Annotated in this window: 15 protein-coding genes; 11 read left to right on the forward strand and 4 right to left on the reverse strand. The window is 35.3% G+C overall.

Annotated features, from left to right (window positions below; genetic code table 11):
- Positions 1-101 precede the first annotated feature (101 nt).
- From GR162_RS21270 to GR162_RS21290, 5 genes are all read left to right on the forward strand, one after another.
- Complete coding sequence (locus tag GR162_RS21270) at positions 102-1,064, forward strand: polyphosphate kinase 2 family protein (protein WP_202393982.1); 963 nt, start codon at positions 102-104, stop codon at positions 1,062-1,064.
- A gap of 192 nt (positions 1,065-1,256) precedes the next feature.
- Positions 1,257-2,615 carry a rhodanese-related sulfurtransferase gene (locus GR162_RS21275; protein WP_008465633.1) on the forward strand — a complete coding sequence of 453 codons (1,359 nt, stop codon included), beginning with the start codon at positions 1,257-1,259 and terminating at the stop codon, positions 2,613-2,615.
- A 25-nt stretch (positions 2,616-2,640) separates the two neighbouring features.
- The gene (tnpA, locus tag GR162_RS21280) at positions 2,641-3,075 is read left to right on the forward strand and encodes an IS200/IS605 family transposase (RefSeq protein WP_160783770.1); all 435 of its coding nucleotides are present in this window, start codon (positions 2,641-2,643) and stop codon (positions 3,073-3,075) included.
- 482 nt (positions 3,076-3,557) lie between these two features.
- A complete protein-coding gene (locus GR162_RS21285) occupies positions 3,558-4,799 on the forward strand; it encodes a peptidase U32 family protein (RefSeq protein WP_160783771.1) in 1,242 nt (413 codons plus the stop codon).
- Positions 4,799-5,029 carry a ferredoxin gene (locus GR162_RS21290; RefSeq protein WP_008465601.1) on the forward strand — a complete coding sequence of 77 codons (231 nt, stop codon included), beginning with the start codon at positions 4,799-4,801 and terminating at the stop codon, positions 5,027-5,029. The genes GR162_RS21285 and GR162_RS21290 overlap by 1 nt, the downstream gene beginning before the upstream one ends.
- Positions 5,030-5,081: 52 nt before the next feature.
- On the opposite strand, the gene GR162_RS21295 is transcribed toward GR162_RS21290, so the two are convergent.
- The 4 genes from GR162_RS21295 to GR162_RS21310 form a co-directional block, all read right to left on the reverse strand.
- Complete coding sequence (locus GR162_RS21295) at positions 5,082-5,834, reverse strand: hypothetical protein (protein WP_160783772.1); 753 nt, start codon at positions 5,832-5,834, stop codon at positions 5,082-5,084.
- Between the two features lie 96 nt (positions 5,835-5,930).
- A complete protein-coding gene (locus GR162_RS21300) occupies positions 5,931-6,473 on the reverse strand; it encodes a hypothetical protein (RefSeq protein WP_160783773.1) in 543 nt (180 codons plus the stop codon).
- An 18-nt stretch (positions 6,474-6,491) separates the two neighbouring features.
- The gene (locus tag GR162_RS21305; RefSeq protein ID WP_160783774.1) at positions 6,492-7,844 is read right to left on the reverse strand and encodes an ankyrin repeat domain-containing protein; all 1,353 of its coding nucleotides are present in this window, start codon (positions 7,842-7,844) and stop codon (positions 6,492-6,494) included.
- A 29-nt stretch (positions 7,845-7,873) separates the two neighbouring features.
- Positions 7,874-9,055 (reverse strand): ankyrin repeat domain-containing protein, encoded by a 1,182-nt coding sequence (locus tag GR162_RS21310; protein ID WP_160783775.1) that lies wholly within the window; start codon positions 9,053-9,055, stop codon positions 7,874-7,876.
- A gap of 350 nt (positions 9,056-9,405) precedes the next feature.
- Here GR162_RS21310 and GR162_RS21315 point away from each other — a divergent pair, with 350 nt between their 5' ends.
- The 6 genes from GR162_RS21315 to GR162_RS21340 all read left to right on the forward strand — a co-directional run bounded on the left by GR162_RS21315 (position 9,406) and on the right by GR162_RS21340 (position 18,335).
- Complete coding sequence (locus GR162_RS21315) at positions 9,406-10,788, forward strand: regulatory iron-sulfur-containing complex subunit RicT (RefSeq protein ID WP_160783776.1); 1,383 nt, start codon at positions 9,406-9,408, stop codon at positions 10,786-10,788.
- The gene (locus GR162_RS21320) at positions 10,772-11,251 is read left to right on the forward strand and encodes a gliding motility lipoprotein GldH (protein WP_160783777.1); all 480 of its coding nucleotides are present in this window, start codon (positions 10,772-10,774) and stop codon (positions 11,249-11,251) included. Before GR162_RS21315 ends, GR162_RS21320 begins: the two co-directional genes overlap by 17 nt.
- 9 nt (positions 11,252-11,260) lie before the next feature.
- A complete protein-coding gene (locus GR162_RS21325; protein WP_160783778.1) occupies positions 11,261-13,561 on the forward strand; it encodes a penicillin-binding protein 1A in 2,301 nt (766 codons plus the stop codon).
- A gap of 165 nt (positions 13,562-13,726) precedes the next feature.
- Positions 13,727-14,428 (forward strand): CoA transferase subunit A, encoded by a 702-nt coding sequence (locus GR162_RS21330; protein ID WP_160783779.1) that lies wholly within the window; start codon positions 13,727-13,729, stop codon positions 14,426-14,428.
- Positions 14,429-14,524: 96 nt separating this feature from the next.
- Entirely contained in the window at positions 14,525-15,181 is a 657-nt protein-coding gene (locus GR162_RS21335) for a CoA transferase subunit B (protein WP_160783780.1), read from the forward strand.
- A gap of 370 nt (positions 15,182-15,551) precedes the next feature.
- On the forward strand, positions 15,552-18,335 hold the full coding sequence (locus GR162_RS21340) for a M4 family metallopeptidase (RefSeq protein WP_160783781.1): 2,784 nt from the start codon (positions 15,552-15,554) through the stop codon (positions 18,333-18,335).
- Positions 18,336-18,408: the final 73 nt, after the last annotated feature.

Here is an 18,408-nt window from a genome sequence, read left to right on the forward strand (position 1 = left end):
CAGGTGATAATGTAAAAACGGATAAACGGCAGCATTATATCGATAAACTACATTTTTGTAAGAATATGTATTAGTACAAATAATTCAAAACTTCTGTGATTATGTCAAAAAATAATAAGAAAAAACATAAAAAAATTGATGGAGATGACAATGATTTAAAAAAAATGACAAAAAAGGAATTATTGCATCGAGCTAAAAAATTTTCTGACCAATACTGTGTTGGCGATGATAAAGATTTTACATTAAAAGATAAACCGACATCTTATTCTGGTAACGAAGACAAAGCTTTGATTCAGAAAACACTAAAAATGGGAGTTAAAGCTCTCGCCGCCATGCAAGATATTTTATATGCGCAGGATAAATGGTCGGTTCTTATCATCTTTCAAGCTATGGATGCTGCTGGAAAAGATGGTGCAATCAAACATGTGATGTCGGGTATAAATCCGCAGGGCTGTCAGGTTTCTTCTTTTAAAGGGCCAAGTTCAGAAGAATTAGACCATGATTATTTATGGCGCTGTCAAAAACATTTGCCCGAAAGAGGCCGAATAGGAATCTTTAACCGCTCTTATTATGAAGAAGTTCTTGTAGTTCGCGTTCATGAACAGATATTAAGAGGCCAAAAAATCCCTGAAAAACTGATTACCAAAGATATTTGGGAAAACCGTTTTGAGGATATTCGAAATTTCGAAAAATATCTTACTAGGAACGGAACCATTGTCATTAAATTTTTTCTAAATGTTTCTAAAGAAGAACAAAAAAGAAGATTTATAGAAAGAGTCGACAATCCTGATAAAAATTGGAAATTTAGCGCAGCCGATGCTAAAGAGCGCGGGTATTGGGATGAATACATGCATGCTTATGAAGAATTAATCAGAAATACATCAACCAAGAAATCACCTTGGTATGTAATCCCTGCCGACAATAAATCATATGCCCGAATTGCAATTGCCTCGGCAATCATTCATGCATTAGACGAAATGGATTTAGAATATCCTAAAGTGAGCCCAGAAAAAATAGAAGAACTGAATGAGGTAAAAAAAGCATTGTTAGAAGAAAAAGAGTAACCTTTTTACAGCTATAAGTTTGATTTCTGCGTTTTTGTTACCGAAGATCAGTTTATAAAGCGGCAAATGATGTTAAAAAAATCAGATAATTGGCGCAAGAGCATTTTTAATCTCAAAATAAACTCTAAATTTGCCGCAGATTTTAAAGAAAGTCTAAAAAATATATATTCTTAACTTAAAACTGTTTATAGCATGCAACTGTATAACACTTTAAGCGCAGAAGAAAGAGCCATCATGATCGATGATGCAGGTAAACAACGTCTTACGTTGTCTTTCTATGCGTATGCCAAAATTCAAGATCCACAAAAATTTCGTAACGATTTATTCATTGCCTGGAACGCACTAGATGCTCTGGGGAGAATTTACGTTGCCCATGAAGGAATTAATGCTCAAATGAGTGTTCCTGCCGAAAATTTTGAGGCTTTTAGAGAAACGCTTGAGGCTTACGATTTCATGAAAGGCATACGATTGAATGTTGCCGTAGAACAAGACGATCATTCCTTTTTAAAATTGACTATCAAAGTGCGCCATAAAATCGTTGCCGATGGTTTGAACGATGATACTTTTGATGTTACTAATATTGGCGTTCACTTAAAAGCCAAAGAATTTAACGAAATTCTTGATGATCCAAACACAATTGTGGTTGATTTTAGAAATCACTACGAAAGTGAAGTGGGACATTTTAAAGGTGCTATTACCCCAGATGTGGAAACTTTTAGAGAAAGTTTGCCTATTATCAACGAACAGCTTAAAGACTACAAAGAAGATAAAAATCTTGTAATGTACTGCACTGGAGGTATTCGTTGTGAAAAAGCGAGTGCTTATTTCAAACACCAAGGTTTCAAAAACGTTTATCAGTTAGAAGGTGGCATTATTAATTACGCTAAACAATTGAAAGAAGAAGGTTTAGAAAGCAAATTCATTGGTAAAAACTTCGTGTTTGATAATCGTCTGGGCGAAAGAATCACCGATGATATTATTTCGCAATGCCACCAATGCGGAAAACCTTGCGATAATCACACCAACTGCGAAAATGATGGATGCCATTTATTGTTTATTCAATGTGACGAATGTAAAGCCGCAATGGAAAACTGCTGTTCTACAGAATGTTTAGAGATTATTCACATGCCTTTGGTTGACCAAGTTCGTTTGAGAACTGGAAAACAAGTTGGAAATAAAGTGTTCAGAAAAGGTAAATCTGAAAATCTGAAATTTAAACATTCGGGTGACTTGCCAGAAACTGCTTTGGCAACAGCGCAAAAGCAGGCTGATATTCGTCAGAAAATAAAAGTAAAGAAAGTACTACTTGGAAAAGCAGAGCATTATTATGTAAAAGCTCAAGTTGGACAATTCACAGTAGAAAATCACGAATTAAATAGCGGTGACAAAATCCTTATTTCAGGTCCGACTACAGGCGATCAGGAATTGGTTTTAGATAAAATCATCGTAAACGGTGCAGAAACTCAATCTGCTAAAATTGGTGATAAGGTTACTTTTGAAGTTCCATTTCGTATTCGTTTGTCAGATAAATTGTATAAAATTGTAAATTAGCATAAATTTTTATGCTAATTTATTTATGTCACAATCGTTTACCAAATTATGGATTCATGTAATTTGGGCTACCAAAAACCGTAGGGAATTAATTGATTTTTCAATTGAAAAAACTCTTTACGATTGCATTTGGCAAGAGTTAACAGAACTTGGGTGTCCAGTTAGAATCATAAATGGAATGCCAGATCATGTGCATGTTCTATTTTTACAAAATCCACAAAAAACAATCTCAGATATTGTTAAGCAAATAAAAGGTAGTTCTTCTCATTTTATGAATAGAGGAGAATTTATCCTTGAAAAATTTGCATGGCAAACTGGTTTTGCCGCTTTTTCTGTCAGCGAATCTCAGTTGAATGCTGTTTGCAATTACATTAAAAATCAAAAAGAACATCATCTTAAGAAAAATGGACAGGATGAATTTGATGAATTTGTAAAATTACATGGTTTGGGAGATAAATGATAGCTTGACTTAATGATACGTTTCCCGTGGTTGAAACCACGGGCTATATTTGACAATAGATGCGCAAAGAAAAACATTGCCTGCCTTTTCAACCGCAGGAACACAATGAATTTCCTCAACGATTACGTGATTTCGAAATATCGATTTGAAATGCGCAACGATACGTTTTCCATGATTAAAACCACGGGCAATATTGAAAACCACAACGTAAGAAAAACATAGCCTGCGGTTTCAACCGTAGGAGCGCAAAGAATTTCCTCAACGATACGTTTCCCGTGGTTGAAACCACGGGCTATATTTGACAAAGGACACATAAAAAAAATGTAGACCAAGCTTTCAATCGTGGGCTTTTTTAATAATATCCTGCAAATAAATTTTTAAAATAAAGACTATGATATAAATCATAGAAATCAATTTATACCCACATTATTTTTGTCAATTTTTTAGATAACTAGATTCTAGAAACATATCATAGTAATAAAATGACAACAAATAATAAAATCGAACTCATGTCTCCAGCGGGAGATTTTGAGTCACTTCAGGCTGCTTTAGATAATGGCTGTGATTCCGTATATTTTGGAGTTGAACAGCTTAATATGCGTGCACGTTCGACTGTAAATTTTACGATTGATGATTTAAAAGAAATCGCCAATCGTTGTGAAGCCAAAAACGTTCGAAGCTATCTTACTTTAAATACGATTATTTACGATCACGATTTATCAGTCGTAAAAACATTATTGATGAAAGCTAAAGAAGCAAATATTACAGCCGTTATTGCTTCTGATCAAGCGGTAATTGCGATGGCAAGATCGATTGGAATGGAAGTTCATATTTCAACACAGTTGAATGTTACCAATATTGAAACCATTAAATTTTACAGTTTATTTGCCGATACAATGGTTTTAAGCCGTGAATTGAGTTTGCGTCAAGTAAAGAAAATCACCGATCAAATCGAAAAAGAACAGATTAAAGGACCAAACGGAAATTTAGTTGAAATTGAAATTTTTGGTCACGGAGCTTTGTGTATGGCAGTTTCAGGAAAGTGTTATTTGAGTTTGCACTCGCATAATTCCTCTGCGAATCGCGGTGCCTGCAAGCAAAACTGCCGAAAAAAATATACAGTTATCGATCAAGAAACAGGTTTTGAAATCGAATTGGATAACGAATATATGATGTCACCAAAAGATTTATGTACATTGGATTTCTTAGATAAGGTGATCGATTCTGGAGTGAAGGTTTTAAAAATAGAAGGGCGAGGCCGTGCGCCAGAATATGTGGCAACTGTAACCAAAACCTACCGTGAAGCTATTGATGCCTATTATGAAGGAACTTTTTCAAAAGAAAAAACTGTTGATTGGATGAAAGCTTTAGAAACGGTTTACAATCGAGGATTTTGGTCAGGTTATTATCTAGGTCAGGAATTAGGCGAATGGAGTGATATTCCAGGATCGGCAGCAACACAAAAGAAGATTTATGTGGGTAGGGGAATGCATTATTTCCCGAAAGCAGAGGTTGGACAATTTAAGATTGAAGCGTATGATATTAAAATCGGAGATAAAATCTTAGTCACAGGGCCAAGCACAGGAGCTCAGGAAATGATTATTGATGAAATGTTTGTAAATGATGCTCCGGGAGAAAAAGCCACAAAAGGAGATGACTGCAGTTTCAAACTTCCATTTAGAATCAGAATGTCGGACAAATTATATAAAATTGTTGAGGCGTAATGGTTATTGTAACTTTACAAAGAGATAAATGCATTGGCTGTAACTATTGCGTTGAAATGGATCCAGTTCATTTTCAAATGTCAAAAAAAGACGGGAAATCGGTTCTCATCCATTCGCAAAATGCAAAAGGATTTTTTACTTTAAAATCTCCTAATCATGCTATTGTAGAAAGCTGTGAATTGGCGGCAAAAGCTTGTCCGGTGAAGATTATTACGGTTAAAGAGACTTGAGAAATATGTTTTAAAACATACCCTCTATTTGTAGTAATACAAAAGGGTTTTATTATTCATCGTAAAGATGCAGTTCATCAAAATCTTTGATTTCAGATAGTTTTAGAAGTTTGGTTCGGGCAATTTTTGTTTCCGTTTTTTCAAAAATTTCGTCACCATCATACGTATTTTCGTTGACGTTCTGGTTTACAATCTTTTTTCGGGTCAGGAAATTGATACTAGTTTCAGTAAGAATAACCGGTCCATGATTGCTGCTGGAATCATAACCTATAAGTTCGAAATCTGAGTTTTGATATCTGAAAGTATATTTCCAATAACCATATCTGCCATGAGCATAGTCTACATATAATTTGCCATTTTTTACTTCAATGTAAAGTTCCGGAGCGTAATAAACACCGCCATCTTCATTTTCTGAAGAAAAACAGTCGTAGTTTTTAACGGCTAATTCATAACCGTCATTTTTGTTTAATAATGCTATAATTCCTCTGCGATTTCGGTCTAATTCACCTCGATATTCATCTTGGATTATTTTGCTTTTAACGGTGCCTTTGATAATTAAAATGCAATCTTCCAGGCCGTCCTTATTAAAATCACCCTTAATTGTATCAAAAGAAACATAGTTTTTAGGTATAAAATCTGAGATTTCCTTTTTGACATCGATGGTTGATTCTTCCACTTCTGGAATTTCTTTTAATTCGGTGACTTCCGTATTTGATTCTTTAACCGTAGTTTTAGAATCTTTACAGCTGATAATTATAAACAACAGAAAAACTGTTACAGTAACTGATAAGTAGTTTTTTATCATCTTTAAGTGTTTGGATTTTAGCTTTATAATTCATCAAGAAATAATATCTAATGTTTTCTATTATTTCTTGATGAGATTAAGTTTTACCTGAAAATATTAAATTCCAATTTTAGCATTTATATTGTGTTTGTCAACATATGCTTGCGCCACATTCATCAATTTTGTAAACTTCGCATCTATATCTTTTTGAGTTGAAGCATCAAAATCTGCAATTGCTTTTTCAATTTGTTCTGGCGAAGCCTTTTCGTCTTTCAGCTTTGCAATTGGCAAATAGCCTTCTTTTTGTTTGGCAATTGCATAAGTAAATAAATCTTTAGATGCTTGAAGAAGTTCTTTATTGTCTTCATCTTCCGGTATGTCCTGAATAGTTTTTAATCGCGTTTCTAAATTCGTGATATCATATTTAAAAGAATCGTAATAAGTTGAAGGAACCATCTTTTTTTGATTTTCATCATAAACTTGTGCTTCAGATTGCAGTTTTTCACTGATTTCTTTGCTTCCAAAACGAGATAACAAATTCGAATTTAAAGCGGCAATTTCAAATGTTTTTTCCGGTGAAAGGTTGGTGCACGAGGTAGAAACTAAGCTTCCGGCAATTAATACTAAAAATAGAGTTGTGGCATTTAAGATTTTTTTCATTTTGTGTTTATTTATTATTTATCCTTTTAAAATTTTACTTTTCTCAGCATCAAATTCTTCTGATGTTAAAATTCCGGCATCTAGAAGTTCTTTCAAATCTAATAATGCCTTTTTCTTTGCTTCCATCGAATTTGAGGGGTCAGCTTTTGGTGTTTCGGATTGTTGTGGAGTATTGATTGGATTTACAACAGTTCCTGACGGAGCATATTTCAAAATCAGTTCTGTAATTTCATTAAAGCCTTTTACATTCGAATAATCTATCGCTTTTTGTTCTTTTACGTTTACGATCGAAGCATCTGCTTTATTGTCCAATAAATACTTGACAACATCTTTCTTTCCGTTTGCAGCGCTATAATGTAAAGGCGTATTTCCAGATTCATCTTGAATGTTGATGTTAGCTCCAGCTTCGATAAGGAGTTTCACCATGCTTAAGTTTCCTTTTTTGGTAGCCACATGCAACAGGCTTTCTCCGCCATAATTGTATGAGCTGTTTAAGGTAAAGCTCGATTCGTTTGAAATATTTGTTGCGCTCACAATCCAATCCAAATAATCATTCATTGAAGAAGTATCACCAGCGACTGGTTTGCTATAATTCACATCAACTCCGTTTTCTAAAAACAAGCCTACAATCTCCTTTTGATTATTCGCGCAAGCGTACCAAATAGGAGAATGTCCAGTATTGCTTGAAGTAAACACATCTGCACCTCTTTCAATCAGTAATTTAGCTAACATTCTGTTAGTTTCGTAGCAAGCAATTAAAAGTGCAGTTTCACCAGAATGATTGGCGTGGTTGATATCAGCGCCATTATCTAGAAGCAAAGTCACCATCGGAATTGATTTGGTATAACAAGCATAAATGAGAGGCGTATTGCCCTGTTTATCGGTAACATTAATATCGGCTCCATTGTCTAAAAGCAATTGGATGATTTCTCTATTTAATTTTGCTGAAGCCAATAACAGTGGAGTTTCTCCACTGTTATTCAGTAAGTTAACATCGACACCAGCTTGAAGCAACTTTGTTGCAATTTCGATTTGAGCGGTCTGAACGACTAAATGCAGAAGACTATTTCCGTATTTATCATTCTTCGTGATTTCTGCTCCGTTTTCTAAAAGATGTAGCGCCGTTTGTTTTTGTTTTTGAAGACAGGCAAAATACAAAGGCGTTTCTCCCTGATGATCTTCGTAGTTAATATCGGCAGCTTCCTCGATTAGAATTTTCACGATATCAAGATAACCGCGGTGTGCGGCATAATGAAGAGCTGTTCTACCTTGTTCGTCGGTATATTTTACATCTACTTCTTTATTTTGAAGCAGTAATTCGGCTATTTTTCGGTTCCCGTTTTCGCAGGCAACTATAAATGACATTGACATGTTTGGGTAATTTTAAGTAAATGATCGTTTTATTGTTTCATCAAAAGTTCAACGGTTTTAATCTTCAGGTTGTCTCCAGAAGCAAGCATTAAGGCAGTTTCGTCTTTATCGTTTGTAATCGAAATATCAGCTCCTTGATCTAATAACAGTTTTACTTTTCTATAAGTTTCTTTTGCCATTTCTGCATCGTAATTGACATTAAAGGCGCACACTTTATGCAAAATGGTATTTCCTTGATTGTCTTGTTCGTTAACGTTAACAGATCCGCTGTCAAGTACTGATTTTAAAATACCCGATTTTTTTTCGACAATATAATCTATACCCGATTTTGGATTTCCGTAATATTCAGCACAGTGATTTAAATCTGCTCCATCTGACAATAATCTTTGTAATGAATTCAAATCATATTCAGAATCAGACATCATTCGGATAAACTCTGTGAGTAAAGTTTTTCCATTTTTATTGATATTATTAAAATTGGCTGATGATGATTCTGCCAAAAGTTCGTACATCGGAAAAGAAAACTGTTCAGCTGCAGCATAATAAAAAGCACTGTTTTCCTGATTATCAGTTTCATTAGGATCTGCACCATTTTCTAATAAAAATGGCAGAAGTTCTTTTCTGTTTCTTTTAACGGCGCAGATTAATGGTGTTGTGCCCACAATATTTTTTTCGTTAATGTCAACGCCATTTTCTAAAAGTATAGATATATATTCTTTTACTTTTTCAGGATCTAGACCATAAGTATTCAAAATCGTGTAGATGAAATTTTCTCCTGCATTGTTCTTATACTGAGTGTTAGCCCTAAAATCATCAACTAAAACTTTAACTATTTTGGACGAAGCTCCTTTTTCAAGAAAATAGCCTAGAAGAGTTTTGTCGCTTATTTCGTCATTAATGTTATCCATTTTCGACATTAATTCCTTGAAGAAAGCAATCGAATCTTCGTCATCTTTTAAATATAAAGTCAATGGTTTGAAAATAGATTGATCAAAACTGTCCAATTCGTAAATATCGGTTTCAATAAATCCGGCTTTTATTAATTTTTCAATGAAATCAATTTCTTTGGCATCTATAATTTTGGCTGCAATCTGAGAAAAATTGTTTTTTAGATATTGCTCGTTAAATTTTTCTCCGTTATTTAGACATTCTCTGGCCTCGTCAAATTTTCCCTGAAAAAGGAAATTTTCAATCTGGTTTTGTGTTTGCATTCTGATCGATTTTTAAAAATGAAAATTAAGATTTGAATCTGCCGAAAATAGGGCTCTCTCAAATCGTGCTGTAAGATAAAACATAAAAATGAGAAATATATTTCAGGATAAAAAGTTAAAAATTTGCTTTAAGCCATAAAACGGACAGAAAAGGGTTTTTGAGAAAAATATTTTTAAAAGAGGAAATAGAAAAGCTAATTTGGGAAAAATTTGCGTACAAAAAAATGCGTTTTTTTATTTAACAGCTCTTTAGTTTTTATGCATAAAAAGCAAAATAAAAAAAATACTATCTTTACCGATCAAACGTTTATGAACTTAAGCTGCGTTTTGGCAGCACTACATATATAATTATGGCATGTACAAGTTGTTCAACCTCAGATGGTGGCGCACCAAAAGGTTGTAAAAATAATGGGACTTGCGGCACCGATAGCTGCAATAAATTGACGGTTTTTGACTGGCTTTCTAACATGAGTCCGTCTAATGGAGAGGCGATTTTTGATTGTGTTGAGGTTCGTTTTAAGAACGGACGCAAGGAATTTTTTAGAAATTCGGAGAAATTAACTTTAAGTATTGGCGATATTGTAGCAACTGTTGCTTCGCCAGGACATGATATTGGAATTGTGACTCTTACAGGAGAATTGGTAAAGATTCAAATGAAGAAAAAAGGAGTGAATTACGAAAGTAATGACGTTCCGAAAATTTACAGAAAAGCATCTCAAAAAGATATCGATATCTGGTCTGTTGCCCGCGATCGTGAAGAACCAATGAAAGTTCGTGCGCGTGAATTGGCAATTCAGCATAAATTGGAAATGAAAATTTCGGATATTGAATTTCAAGGAGACGGATCAAAAGCGACTTTTTACTACACAGCAAATGATCGTGTCGATTTTAGAATGCTGATTAAAGATTTTGCTAAAGAATTCAGCACCAGAGTAGAAATGAAACAAGTGGGTTTCCGTCAGGAAGCGGCTCGTTTAGGCGGAGTGGGTTCTTGCGGACGTGAACTTTGCTGTTCTACTTGGTTAACAGATTTCAGAAGCGTGAATACTTCTGCAGCGCGTTATCAGCAATTATCATTAAATCCTCAAAAATTAGCGGGTCAATGCGGAAAGCTAAAATGCTGTCTAAACTATGAGTTAGACACGTACATGGATGCATTAAAAGATTTTCCGGATTACGATACCAAACTGATTACTGAAAAAGGGGATGCGGTTTGCCAAAAACAAGATATTTTTAAAGGGTTAATGTGGTTTGCCTATACCAACAACTTTGCAAACTGGCACGTTTTGAAAATTGATCAGGTTAAAGAAATTATTGCTGAAAACAAGCTGAAGAATAAAGTTTCTTCTTTAGAAGATTTTGCTGTTGAGGTTACTTCAGAACCAGAGAAAGACTTCAATAACGCAATGGGACAAGAGAGCTTGACTCGTTTTGACCAACCGAAAAGAAAGAAAAAACCGAATCGCAAGCGTAAACAAAATGCAGAGGCAGCTGGTGTTGCGACTCCAGCAAAACCACAGCAGGAAAAAAATGCGAATAACGCTAAGCCAGCAGGAAATAATACCAATCCAAACAATGGGAATCCGAATAACGGAAATGCGAATAAGCCCAATAAGCATAAGAAGAAGCATAATTCGAATAAAAACAATCCGAATAAGCAGAACTCAAATGAAAACAAACCTGCTGAACCTAGAAAACCAATAACGAATACTAAAAATGAGAATAAAAAATAGCGGAATTCTTCTATTGGCAGCGATACTTCTTTTTTCTTGCGATAAAAAAAGAGTATTCGATGAGTATAAATCTGTCGGAAGTGCTTGGCACAAAGACAGTATTGTAACTTTTGACCTGCCGGTTTTAGATTCTACAAAAAGATACAATGCTTTTGTAAACATACGAGATAACAATAATTATCCGTTTAATAATTTGTTTTTGATTGTTTCGATGGAAATGCCAAACGGATTTACAAAAGTGGATACCTTAGAATACCAAATGGCTGAGCCAGACGGAACATTATTAGGAAACGGATTTTCAGATATAAAGGAAAGCAAGCTTTATTATAAAGAAGATGTAAAGTTTAGAGGAAAATACAAAGTTCACATCAAACAAGCCGTTAGACAATCAGGTAAAATTCCTGGTGTTGAAGCTTTAGAAGGAATTACAGACGTTGGTTTTAGAATAGAACAAAAAGATTAGAAAATAGTTATGGCTGCTAAAAAAAACAATCAATCTAACAAGGATATTAATTATTACAAAAAGAAATTTTGGCGCATTTTTGCCTACTCTTTATTGGGAGTTTTAGCTTTCTTTTTATTCGCTTCTTGGGGTTTATTTGGGTCTATGCCTTCGTTTGAAGATTTAGAAAATCCAGATTCAAACCTTGCTACTGAAATTATCTCTTCTGATGGAGTAGTAATCGGTAAATATTTCAAAACCAATAGATCTCAGCTTAAATATTCTGATTTGCCCAAAAATTTAGTTGAAGCACTTGTGGCTACCGAAGATGCACGTTTCTACGAGCATTCAGGAATTGACGGACGCGGAACGTTACGAGCTGTTTTTAGTTTAGGAACAAATGGAGGTGCAAGTACATTAACACAACAGCTTGCTAAACAATTGTTTCATGGCGAAGGATCTAAGTTTTTGCCTTTCAGGATTGTACAGAAAATAAAGGAATGGATTATCGCCATTCGTCTGGAAAGACAATATACAAAGAATGAAATTCTGGCCATGTACTGCAACGTTTATGACTTCGGAAATTATTCTGTTGGAGTAAGTTCTGCAGCCCAGACCTATTTCTCTAAAGATCCAAAAGACTTGACCATTGATGAGTCGGCTATTTTGGTTGGAATGTTCAAAAACTCAGGTTTATACAATCCGGTAAGAAATCCGCAGGGAGTAAAAAACCGTCGCAATGTGGTTTTATCTCAGATGGCAAAAGCAAAAATGATTTCAGAAGCTGAAAAAGAAAGACTTCAAGCATTGCCAATTACATTGAAATTTAAATTAGAAAGCCACCGTGAAGGTATAGCAACGTATTTTAGAGAATATCTTCGTGATTACATGAAGAAATGGGTCACAGAAAACAAAAAACCTGACGGATCTGAATATGATATTTACAAAGACGGACTTAAAATCTACACTACAATAGATTCTAGAATGCAGCAATACGCTGAAGAAGCTGTTGCGGCACACATGAAAAATCTGCAGGAACAGTTTTTTATTGACATGAAAAACAATAAGAACGCTCCTTTCGTGAATATCACTCAAGCAGAAACAGACAGAATCATGATGCAGGCAATGAAGAATTCTGTTCGTTGGGCTCAAATGAAAGAGATGGATAAAAGCGAAGACGATATTATCGCTTCTTTCAAAGTAAAAACAAAAATGCGTGTCTTTACTTGGAAAGGAGAACGAGACACTGTAATGACGCCATTAGATTCTATCCGCTATTACAAACACTTTTTGCAATCTGGTTTAATGTCAATGGAACCTCAAACAGGAGCAATTAAAGCTTGGGTTGGAGGAATTAACTACAAATATTTCCAATACGATCACGTAGGGCAGGGAGCTAGACAGGTTGGCTCTACTTTCAAGCCTTTCGTTTATGCAACGGCAATCGAAGAATTGAATATGTCTCCTTGCGATTCTATTCTTGACGGTCCGTTTATGATTCACAAAGGGCGTCACCACGTTACTGAAGACTGGGAGCCAAGAAACTCTGATTACAGATACAGAGGGATGGTAACTTTAAAGCAAGCTTTGGCAGCTTCTATCAATACAGTTTCGGCTAAATTAATTGACAGAACAAGCCCAGAAGCAGTTGTAGAATTGACTAAAAAATTGGGAGTTAAAACAGAAATTCCAGTTCAGCCTTCAATTGCATTAGGTGCAGTTGATATTACAGTTGAAGATATGGTTGCAGCGTATAGCACATTTGCTAACCAAGGAGTGTATGTAAAACCACAGTTTTTAAGCAGAATTGAGAACAAAAGCGGTGAGGTTATCTACGAGCCAATTCCGGAGTCTCATGACGTTTTAAATAAAGATATTGCTTTTGCAGTAATTAAATTGCTTCAAGGGGTAACAGAAAGTGGTTCTGGTGTACGTTTACGTACGCAAGGCGGAGGAAGCGGAGATAACCGTTGGACAGGTTACCCATATATGTTTACAAACCCAATTGCAGGTAAAACAGGGACAACGCAAAATCAATCTGATGGATGGTTTATGGGAATGGTTCCTAACTTAGTAACTGGAGTTTGGGTTGGATGTGAAGATCGTTCAGCGCGTTTCAAAAGCTTGACTTACGGACAAGGAGCTACAGCAGCTTTACCAGTTTGGGGGTATTTTATGAAAAAATGTTATGCCGATAAAAGCCTTCAGGTTTCAAAAGGAGAATTTGAACGCCCAGCAAACCTTTCTATTAAAGTAGATTGCTACCAAAGGCCTGCTGTAGTAAAAGACACTACGCAAACCGAACAAAATACCGATGAATTTGAATTGTAACATTGTTGCAATAAAACGCATCTGATTATATTTCAATCCCTTTACGATTCTTTTAGAAGATTAGTAAAGGGATTTTTATTTCGGTTTTATTTTTACGAAATCGTTATAATTCAATCTAAAAATCTTATTTTTATCAAAAATATTCAGCAATAAAGATAGTTTGTTATGATAACAAAAAAAGTAAATAGCGTTCAGGAAGCTATTGAAGGAATTAAAGACGGCATGACCATCATGTTTGGCGGTTTCGGATTATGCGGTATTCCTGAAAATACAATTGCGGCATTGGTAAATACGCCAATTTCAAATTTAACTTGTATTTCTAATAATGCAGGAGTAGATGATTTTGGTTTGGGATTATTATTGCAAAAAAAGCAGATCAAAAAAATGATTTCTTCGTATGTGGGAGAAAATGCCGAATTCGAGCGTCAGATGCTTTCTGGAGAATTAGAAGTTGAGTTGACTCCACAAGGAACTCTTGCAGAACGATGCCGTGCGGCTCAGGCGGGAATTCCGGCATTCTTTACACCAGCAGGTTACGGAACAGAAGTGGCAGAAGGAAAAGAAGCACGCGAGTTCAATGGAAAAATGCACATCATGGAAGAAGCTTTCAAAGCTGATTTTGCAATCGTAAAAGCTTGGAAAGGCGATGAAGCTGGAAATCTGATTTTTAAAGGAACAGCCAGAAACTTTAATGCTTGTATGGCAGGCGCAGGAAAAATAACAATTGCAGAAGTGGAAGAATTGGTTCCAGTTGGAACTTTAGATCCAAATCAGATTCATATTCCGGGAATTATGGTGCAGCGCATCTTTCAAGGAGAAAAATTCGAAAAGCGAATTGAACAACGCACAGTACGAGCTAGAAATTAGATAATTAGAGAATGTGATAATTAGATAATTGATTTAGATTGTGCAAAATAAGCATTGTCTAATTATCTAATTTCCAAATTGACACATTAGAGAGATATGTTAACAAAAGAAGATATAGCAAAACGAATTGCAAAAGAGGTTAAAGACCGTTATTTTGTAAATCTTGGAATCGGGATTCCAACTTTGGTGGCGAATTACGTTCGAGAAGATATTGCGGTTGAATTTCAAAGCGAAAATGGCGTTCTCGGAATGGGACCTTTTCCTTTTGAAGGAGAAGAAGATGCCGATATTATTAATGCAGGAAAACAAACCATTACCACGCTTCCAGGTGCGAGTTTTTTTGATTCTGCTTTTAGTTTTGGAATGATCCGCAGCCAAAAAGTAGATTTGACGATTCTTGGAGCAATGGAAGTTTCGGAAAACGGAGATATTGCCAATTGGAAAATTCCAGGTAAAATGGTAAAAGGAATGGGAGGTGCAATGGATTTAGTAGCTTCCGCAGAAAATATTATCGTTGCCATGATGCATGTGAACAAAGCTGGGGAGTCAAAAATCTTAAAAAGATGCACTTTGCCATTAACAGGTGTAGGATGCGTTAAAAAGGTTGTAACTGAGCTCGCGGTTCTCGAAGTGACAGAAAAAGGTTTTAAGCTCTTAGAGCGAGCGCCAGGTGTCTCAGTTGAGCACATCATCGCATCAACCGAAGCTGATTTGATTATTGAGGGCGAAATTCCTGAAATGAATATCAGCTAAAAAATATTTTTTTCTTAGAACCGACAAAGGCCAGCTTTTAAAAGAGCTGGCCTTTTTTTTGTAGGAATTTATTAGAGAATTTATAATTATAGGTTTTAGTGGACTATAGATGATTCAAAGCTTATTTTAAAATATAAATATTTATTAGTCAATTGAATAATTATTTTTTAAGCTGTTTTATTACGAGATTATTATGGTTTGTTAAATAAAAATGGAATTAATCTAAAAAGTGTTGCTTTTTATCGATTAAAGGCAAATTTCATCGATAATATAACACAAATAAAATATTTTTACATCAAAATAGAGTATTTACTTACATTAAATATTTTGTTTGTAATCCATTTAACCAAAATTAAAATACCACATTATTATGGAAAGAAAATTACCTAAAATTATGGCGTCAGCCATTATTATTCTTACATTTTCGGCGCCTGTATTTGCTCAAAATACCGACAAGCGGGTAAGTCAGAAAAATTTATCAGAAAATGGACAACCAAGTTTAATCACTTTTAGTGATAAATCTACCTACAAGGGGACAGATTTCAATACTGTTTTTAAAGAGCAACTTGGACTAAAAGAAAACCAGTCTTTTTTGAAAGTTAAAACCGAATCTGATAGAGAGGGTTTTACTCATGAAAAGTTTCAGTTGTATGAACAGGGAATCAAAGTAGAATTTGCCAATTACACATTACATTCTAAAGAAGGCAAATTAGTTTCTATGAATGGTGAGTTTTATGCATTTAACAATGTAAAAACTACTCCAAAATTATCAAATCAGGATGCATTTGCTAAAGCGATTGCCTACACGGGAGCAAAAGAATACTTATGGGAAAGACCTGAAGATGCCGCTGCGATGGATTACGAAAAACCAAAAGGGGAATTGGTCTTATTGCCCGATATGGAAGAACAAGGCCAGGATAGAAAATCAGATAAAGTTCGATTGGCTTATAAGTTTGATATCTATGCTACCAATCCGTTAAGCAGAGGTGATCTTTATATTGATGCTGAAAATGGAAAAGTCCTGTTTTATAATGCTACCATAAAACACCTGGGAGAATATAGTCACGGAGCGAAATTGGAATCTGCCAAAGCAAATCAAAAGGAAACATCTAATGCAAAAGTTGCATTTGTTTCCGCAAATGCAGCGACACGTTATAGTGGAACACAGACCATTCAGACTACTCTAAGCGGCTCTTCTTATATTTTATCTGACGGAACTCGAGGAAATGGAATTCAAACTTATAATTCTGCCAGAACAGCGACATACCCAACAACCAATTTTACAGATGCCGACAATAATTGGACAGCTGCTGAGTATAATAATACGAATAAAGATAATGGAGCTTTAGATGCACATTGGGGGGCTGAAATGACTTATGATTATTGGTCTGCTGTTCATGGTAGAAATAGTTATGACAATGCAGGGGCAAAAATTAAAAGTTATGTTCACTACAATTTGGTAGCTGCGGGATATCCGAATAATAATAATGCATTCTGGAACGGAAGCGTTATGACGTATGGCGACGGAACAGGAACTGGCGGATTTGATATCTTGACTTCAATAGATGTTGCCGGACATGAAATAGGACATGCAGTTTGTACGTATACGGCAAATCTTGCTTATCAAAAAGAATCGGGAGCAATGAACGAAGGTTTCTCGGATATTTGGGGTGCGTGTATAGAATATCGTGCTGCGCCAACAAAATCAACTTGGTTGGTTGGAGAAGATATTGAAAGAAGAAGCGGTCATCTTGCCTTACGTTCTATGAGCGATCCAAATTCAGAAGGACAGCCAGATACGTACGGCGGAACTTATTGGGTAAATGTAAACTGTACGCCTACAAGCAGTAATGACCAATGCGGTGTTCATACTAATTCTGGGGTTTTAAATCATTGGTTTTATATTTTATCCGTTGGCAAATCGGGGACAAATGATATTGGAAGTGTTTACAACGTAACGGGGATTACTATCGATAAAGCTGCAAAAATCGCGTACCGTTTAGAAAGTGTATATCTAACAGCAAATTCAACTTACGCAAATGCAAGAACTTCTGGAATACAATCTGCTATAGATTTATATGGAGCTGGTTCTGCAGAAGTTATTGCAACTACAAATGCATTTTATGCAGTAGGTATAGGTGCTGCTTACGTAGGATCGAATGATACTGTTGCACCAAGTGCTCCAACAAATCTTGCCGCTTCTGGAACTACGGGGTCAACTACAAATTTATCTTGGACAGCATCAACAGATAATGTAGCTGTTACAGGGTATGATATTTATCAAGGAACGACATTAAAAGGTTCGTCTACAACAACAAGTTATACAGTAACTGGCTTAACAGCATTAACAGCTTATAGTTTTACTGTAAAAGCTAAAGATGCTGCAGGAAATGTCTCGGCAGCGAGTAACACAGTAAATGTTACAACTACTTCTGCTGCGTTAACGTATTGTACATCTCAGGGAAATAATACTGCAGACGAAAAAATTGGTAAAGTTGTATTGGGAACAATCAATAATACATCTACAGGAACAGCTGGTTATGAAAATTATACTTCAATTTCGACAAATGCAACAAGAGGAACTGCATATACAATTACAATTACACCGAGCTGGACATCTACAGTTTACAGCGAAGGATATGCTGTTTTTATAGATTATAATCAAGATGGCGATTTTGCAGATTCTGGCGAAACAGTTTGGACAAAAGCTGCGTCAACATCAGCTTCAGCATCAGGAACTATTACAATTCCAGCAACGGCAGCTCTTGGAACAACAAGACTTAGAGTTTCTATGAAATACAATGGAATTCCAACATCTTGCGAAAGCTTTTCTTATGGACAAGTCGAAGATTATTCTATAAACATAACAGCTTCAGGAGCAGTTGTAAATGAAGAAGTAGTTGCTGGTTTGCTTGAAACTACAGAAACATCAAGTTTTGCATTATATCCAAATCCAGTAGAAGACGAACTGAATGTTTCATTATTGGATAGTGCAGGATTTACATTTAGAATCACAAATACATTGGGTCAGCAAATTAGCGCTGGACAAATTTCAGGAAATCCTATTAATGTTAGCGCATTAAGTACTGGTGTTTATATTATAGAATTAAATAACGGTAGTAAAAGAGTTGCTAAGAAATTTATTAAGAAATAAGAAGTTCTTCTTGATCTTTTTATAACAAAAAAACCGCTCAAATGAGCGGTTTTTATTTTTTGAAACTTTGTGA

The organism is Flavobacterium sp. HBTb2-11-1, assembly GCF_009826975.1.
Taxonomy (GTDB): domain Bacteria; phylum Bacteroidota; class Bacteroidia; order Flavobacteriales; family Flavobacteriaceae; genus Flavobacterium.

Bases quoted from the DNA above. Each gene is read 5' to 3' on its own strand.
- GR162_RS21330 (WP_160783779.1), top strand. From the start codon at position 13,727: ATGATAACAAAAAAAGTAAATAGCGTTCAGGAAGCTATTGAAGGAATT.
- tnpA (WP_160783770.1), top strand. From the start codon at position 2,641: ATGTCACAATCGTTTACCAAATTATGGATTCATGTAATTTGGGCTACC.
- GR162_RS21340 (WP_160783781.1), top strand. From the start codon at position 15,552: ATGGAAAGAAAATTACCTAAAATTATGGCGTCAGCCATTATTATTCTT.
- GR162_RS21295 (WP_160783772.1), bottom strand. From the start codon at position 5,834: ATGATAAAAAACTACTTATCAGTTACTGTAACAGTTTTTCTGTTGTTT.
- GR162_RS21305 (WP_160783774.1), bottom strand. From the start codon at position 7,844: ATGTCAATGTCATTTATAGTTGCCTGCGAAAACGGGAACCGAAAAATA.
- GR162_RS21310 (WP_160783775.1), bottom strand. From the start codon at position 9,055: ATGCAAACACAAAACCAGATTGAAAATTTCCTTTTTCAGGGAAAATTT.
- GR162_RS21290 (WP_008465601.1), top strand. From the start codon at position 4,799: ATGGTTATTGTAACTTTACAAAGAGATAAATGCATTGGCTGTAACTAT.
- GR162_RS21270 (WP_202393982.1), top strand. From the start codon at position 102: ATGTCAAAAAATAATAAGAAAAAACATAAAAAAATTGATGGAGATGAC.
- GR162_RS21300 (WP_160783773.1), bottom strand. From the start codon at position 6,473: ATGAAAAAAATCTTAAATGCCACAACTCTATTTTTAGTATTAATTGCC.
- GR162_RS21275 (WP_008465633.1), top strand. From the start codon at position 1,257: ATGCAACTGTATAACACTTTAAGCGCAGAAGAAAGAGCCATCATGATC.
- GR162_RS21325 (WP_160783778.1), top strand. From the start codon at position 11,261: ATGGCTGCTAAAAAAAACAATCAATCTAACAAGGATATTAATTATTAC.
- GR162_RS21315 (WP_160783776.1), top strand. From the start codon at position 9,406: ATGGCATGTACAAGTTGTTCAACCTCAGATGGTGGCGCACCAAAAGGT.
- GR162_RS21320 (WP_160783777.1), top strand. From the start codon at position 10,772: ATGAGAATAAAAAATAGCGGAATTCTTCTATTGGCAGCGATACTTCTT.
- GR162_RS21285 (WP_160783771.1), top strand. From the start codon at position 3,558: ATGACAACAAATAATAAAATCGAACTCATGTCTCCAGCGGGAGATTTT.
- GR162_RS21335 (WP_160783780.1), top strand. From the start codon at position 14,525: ATGTTAACAAAAGAAGATATAGCAAAACGAATTGCAAAAGAGGTTAAA.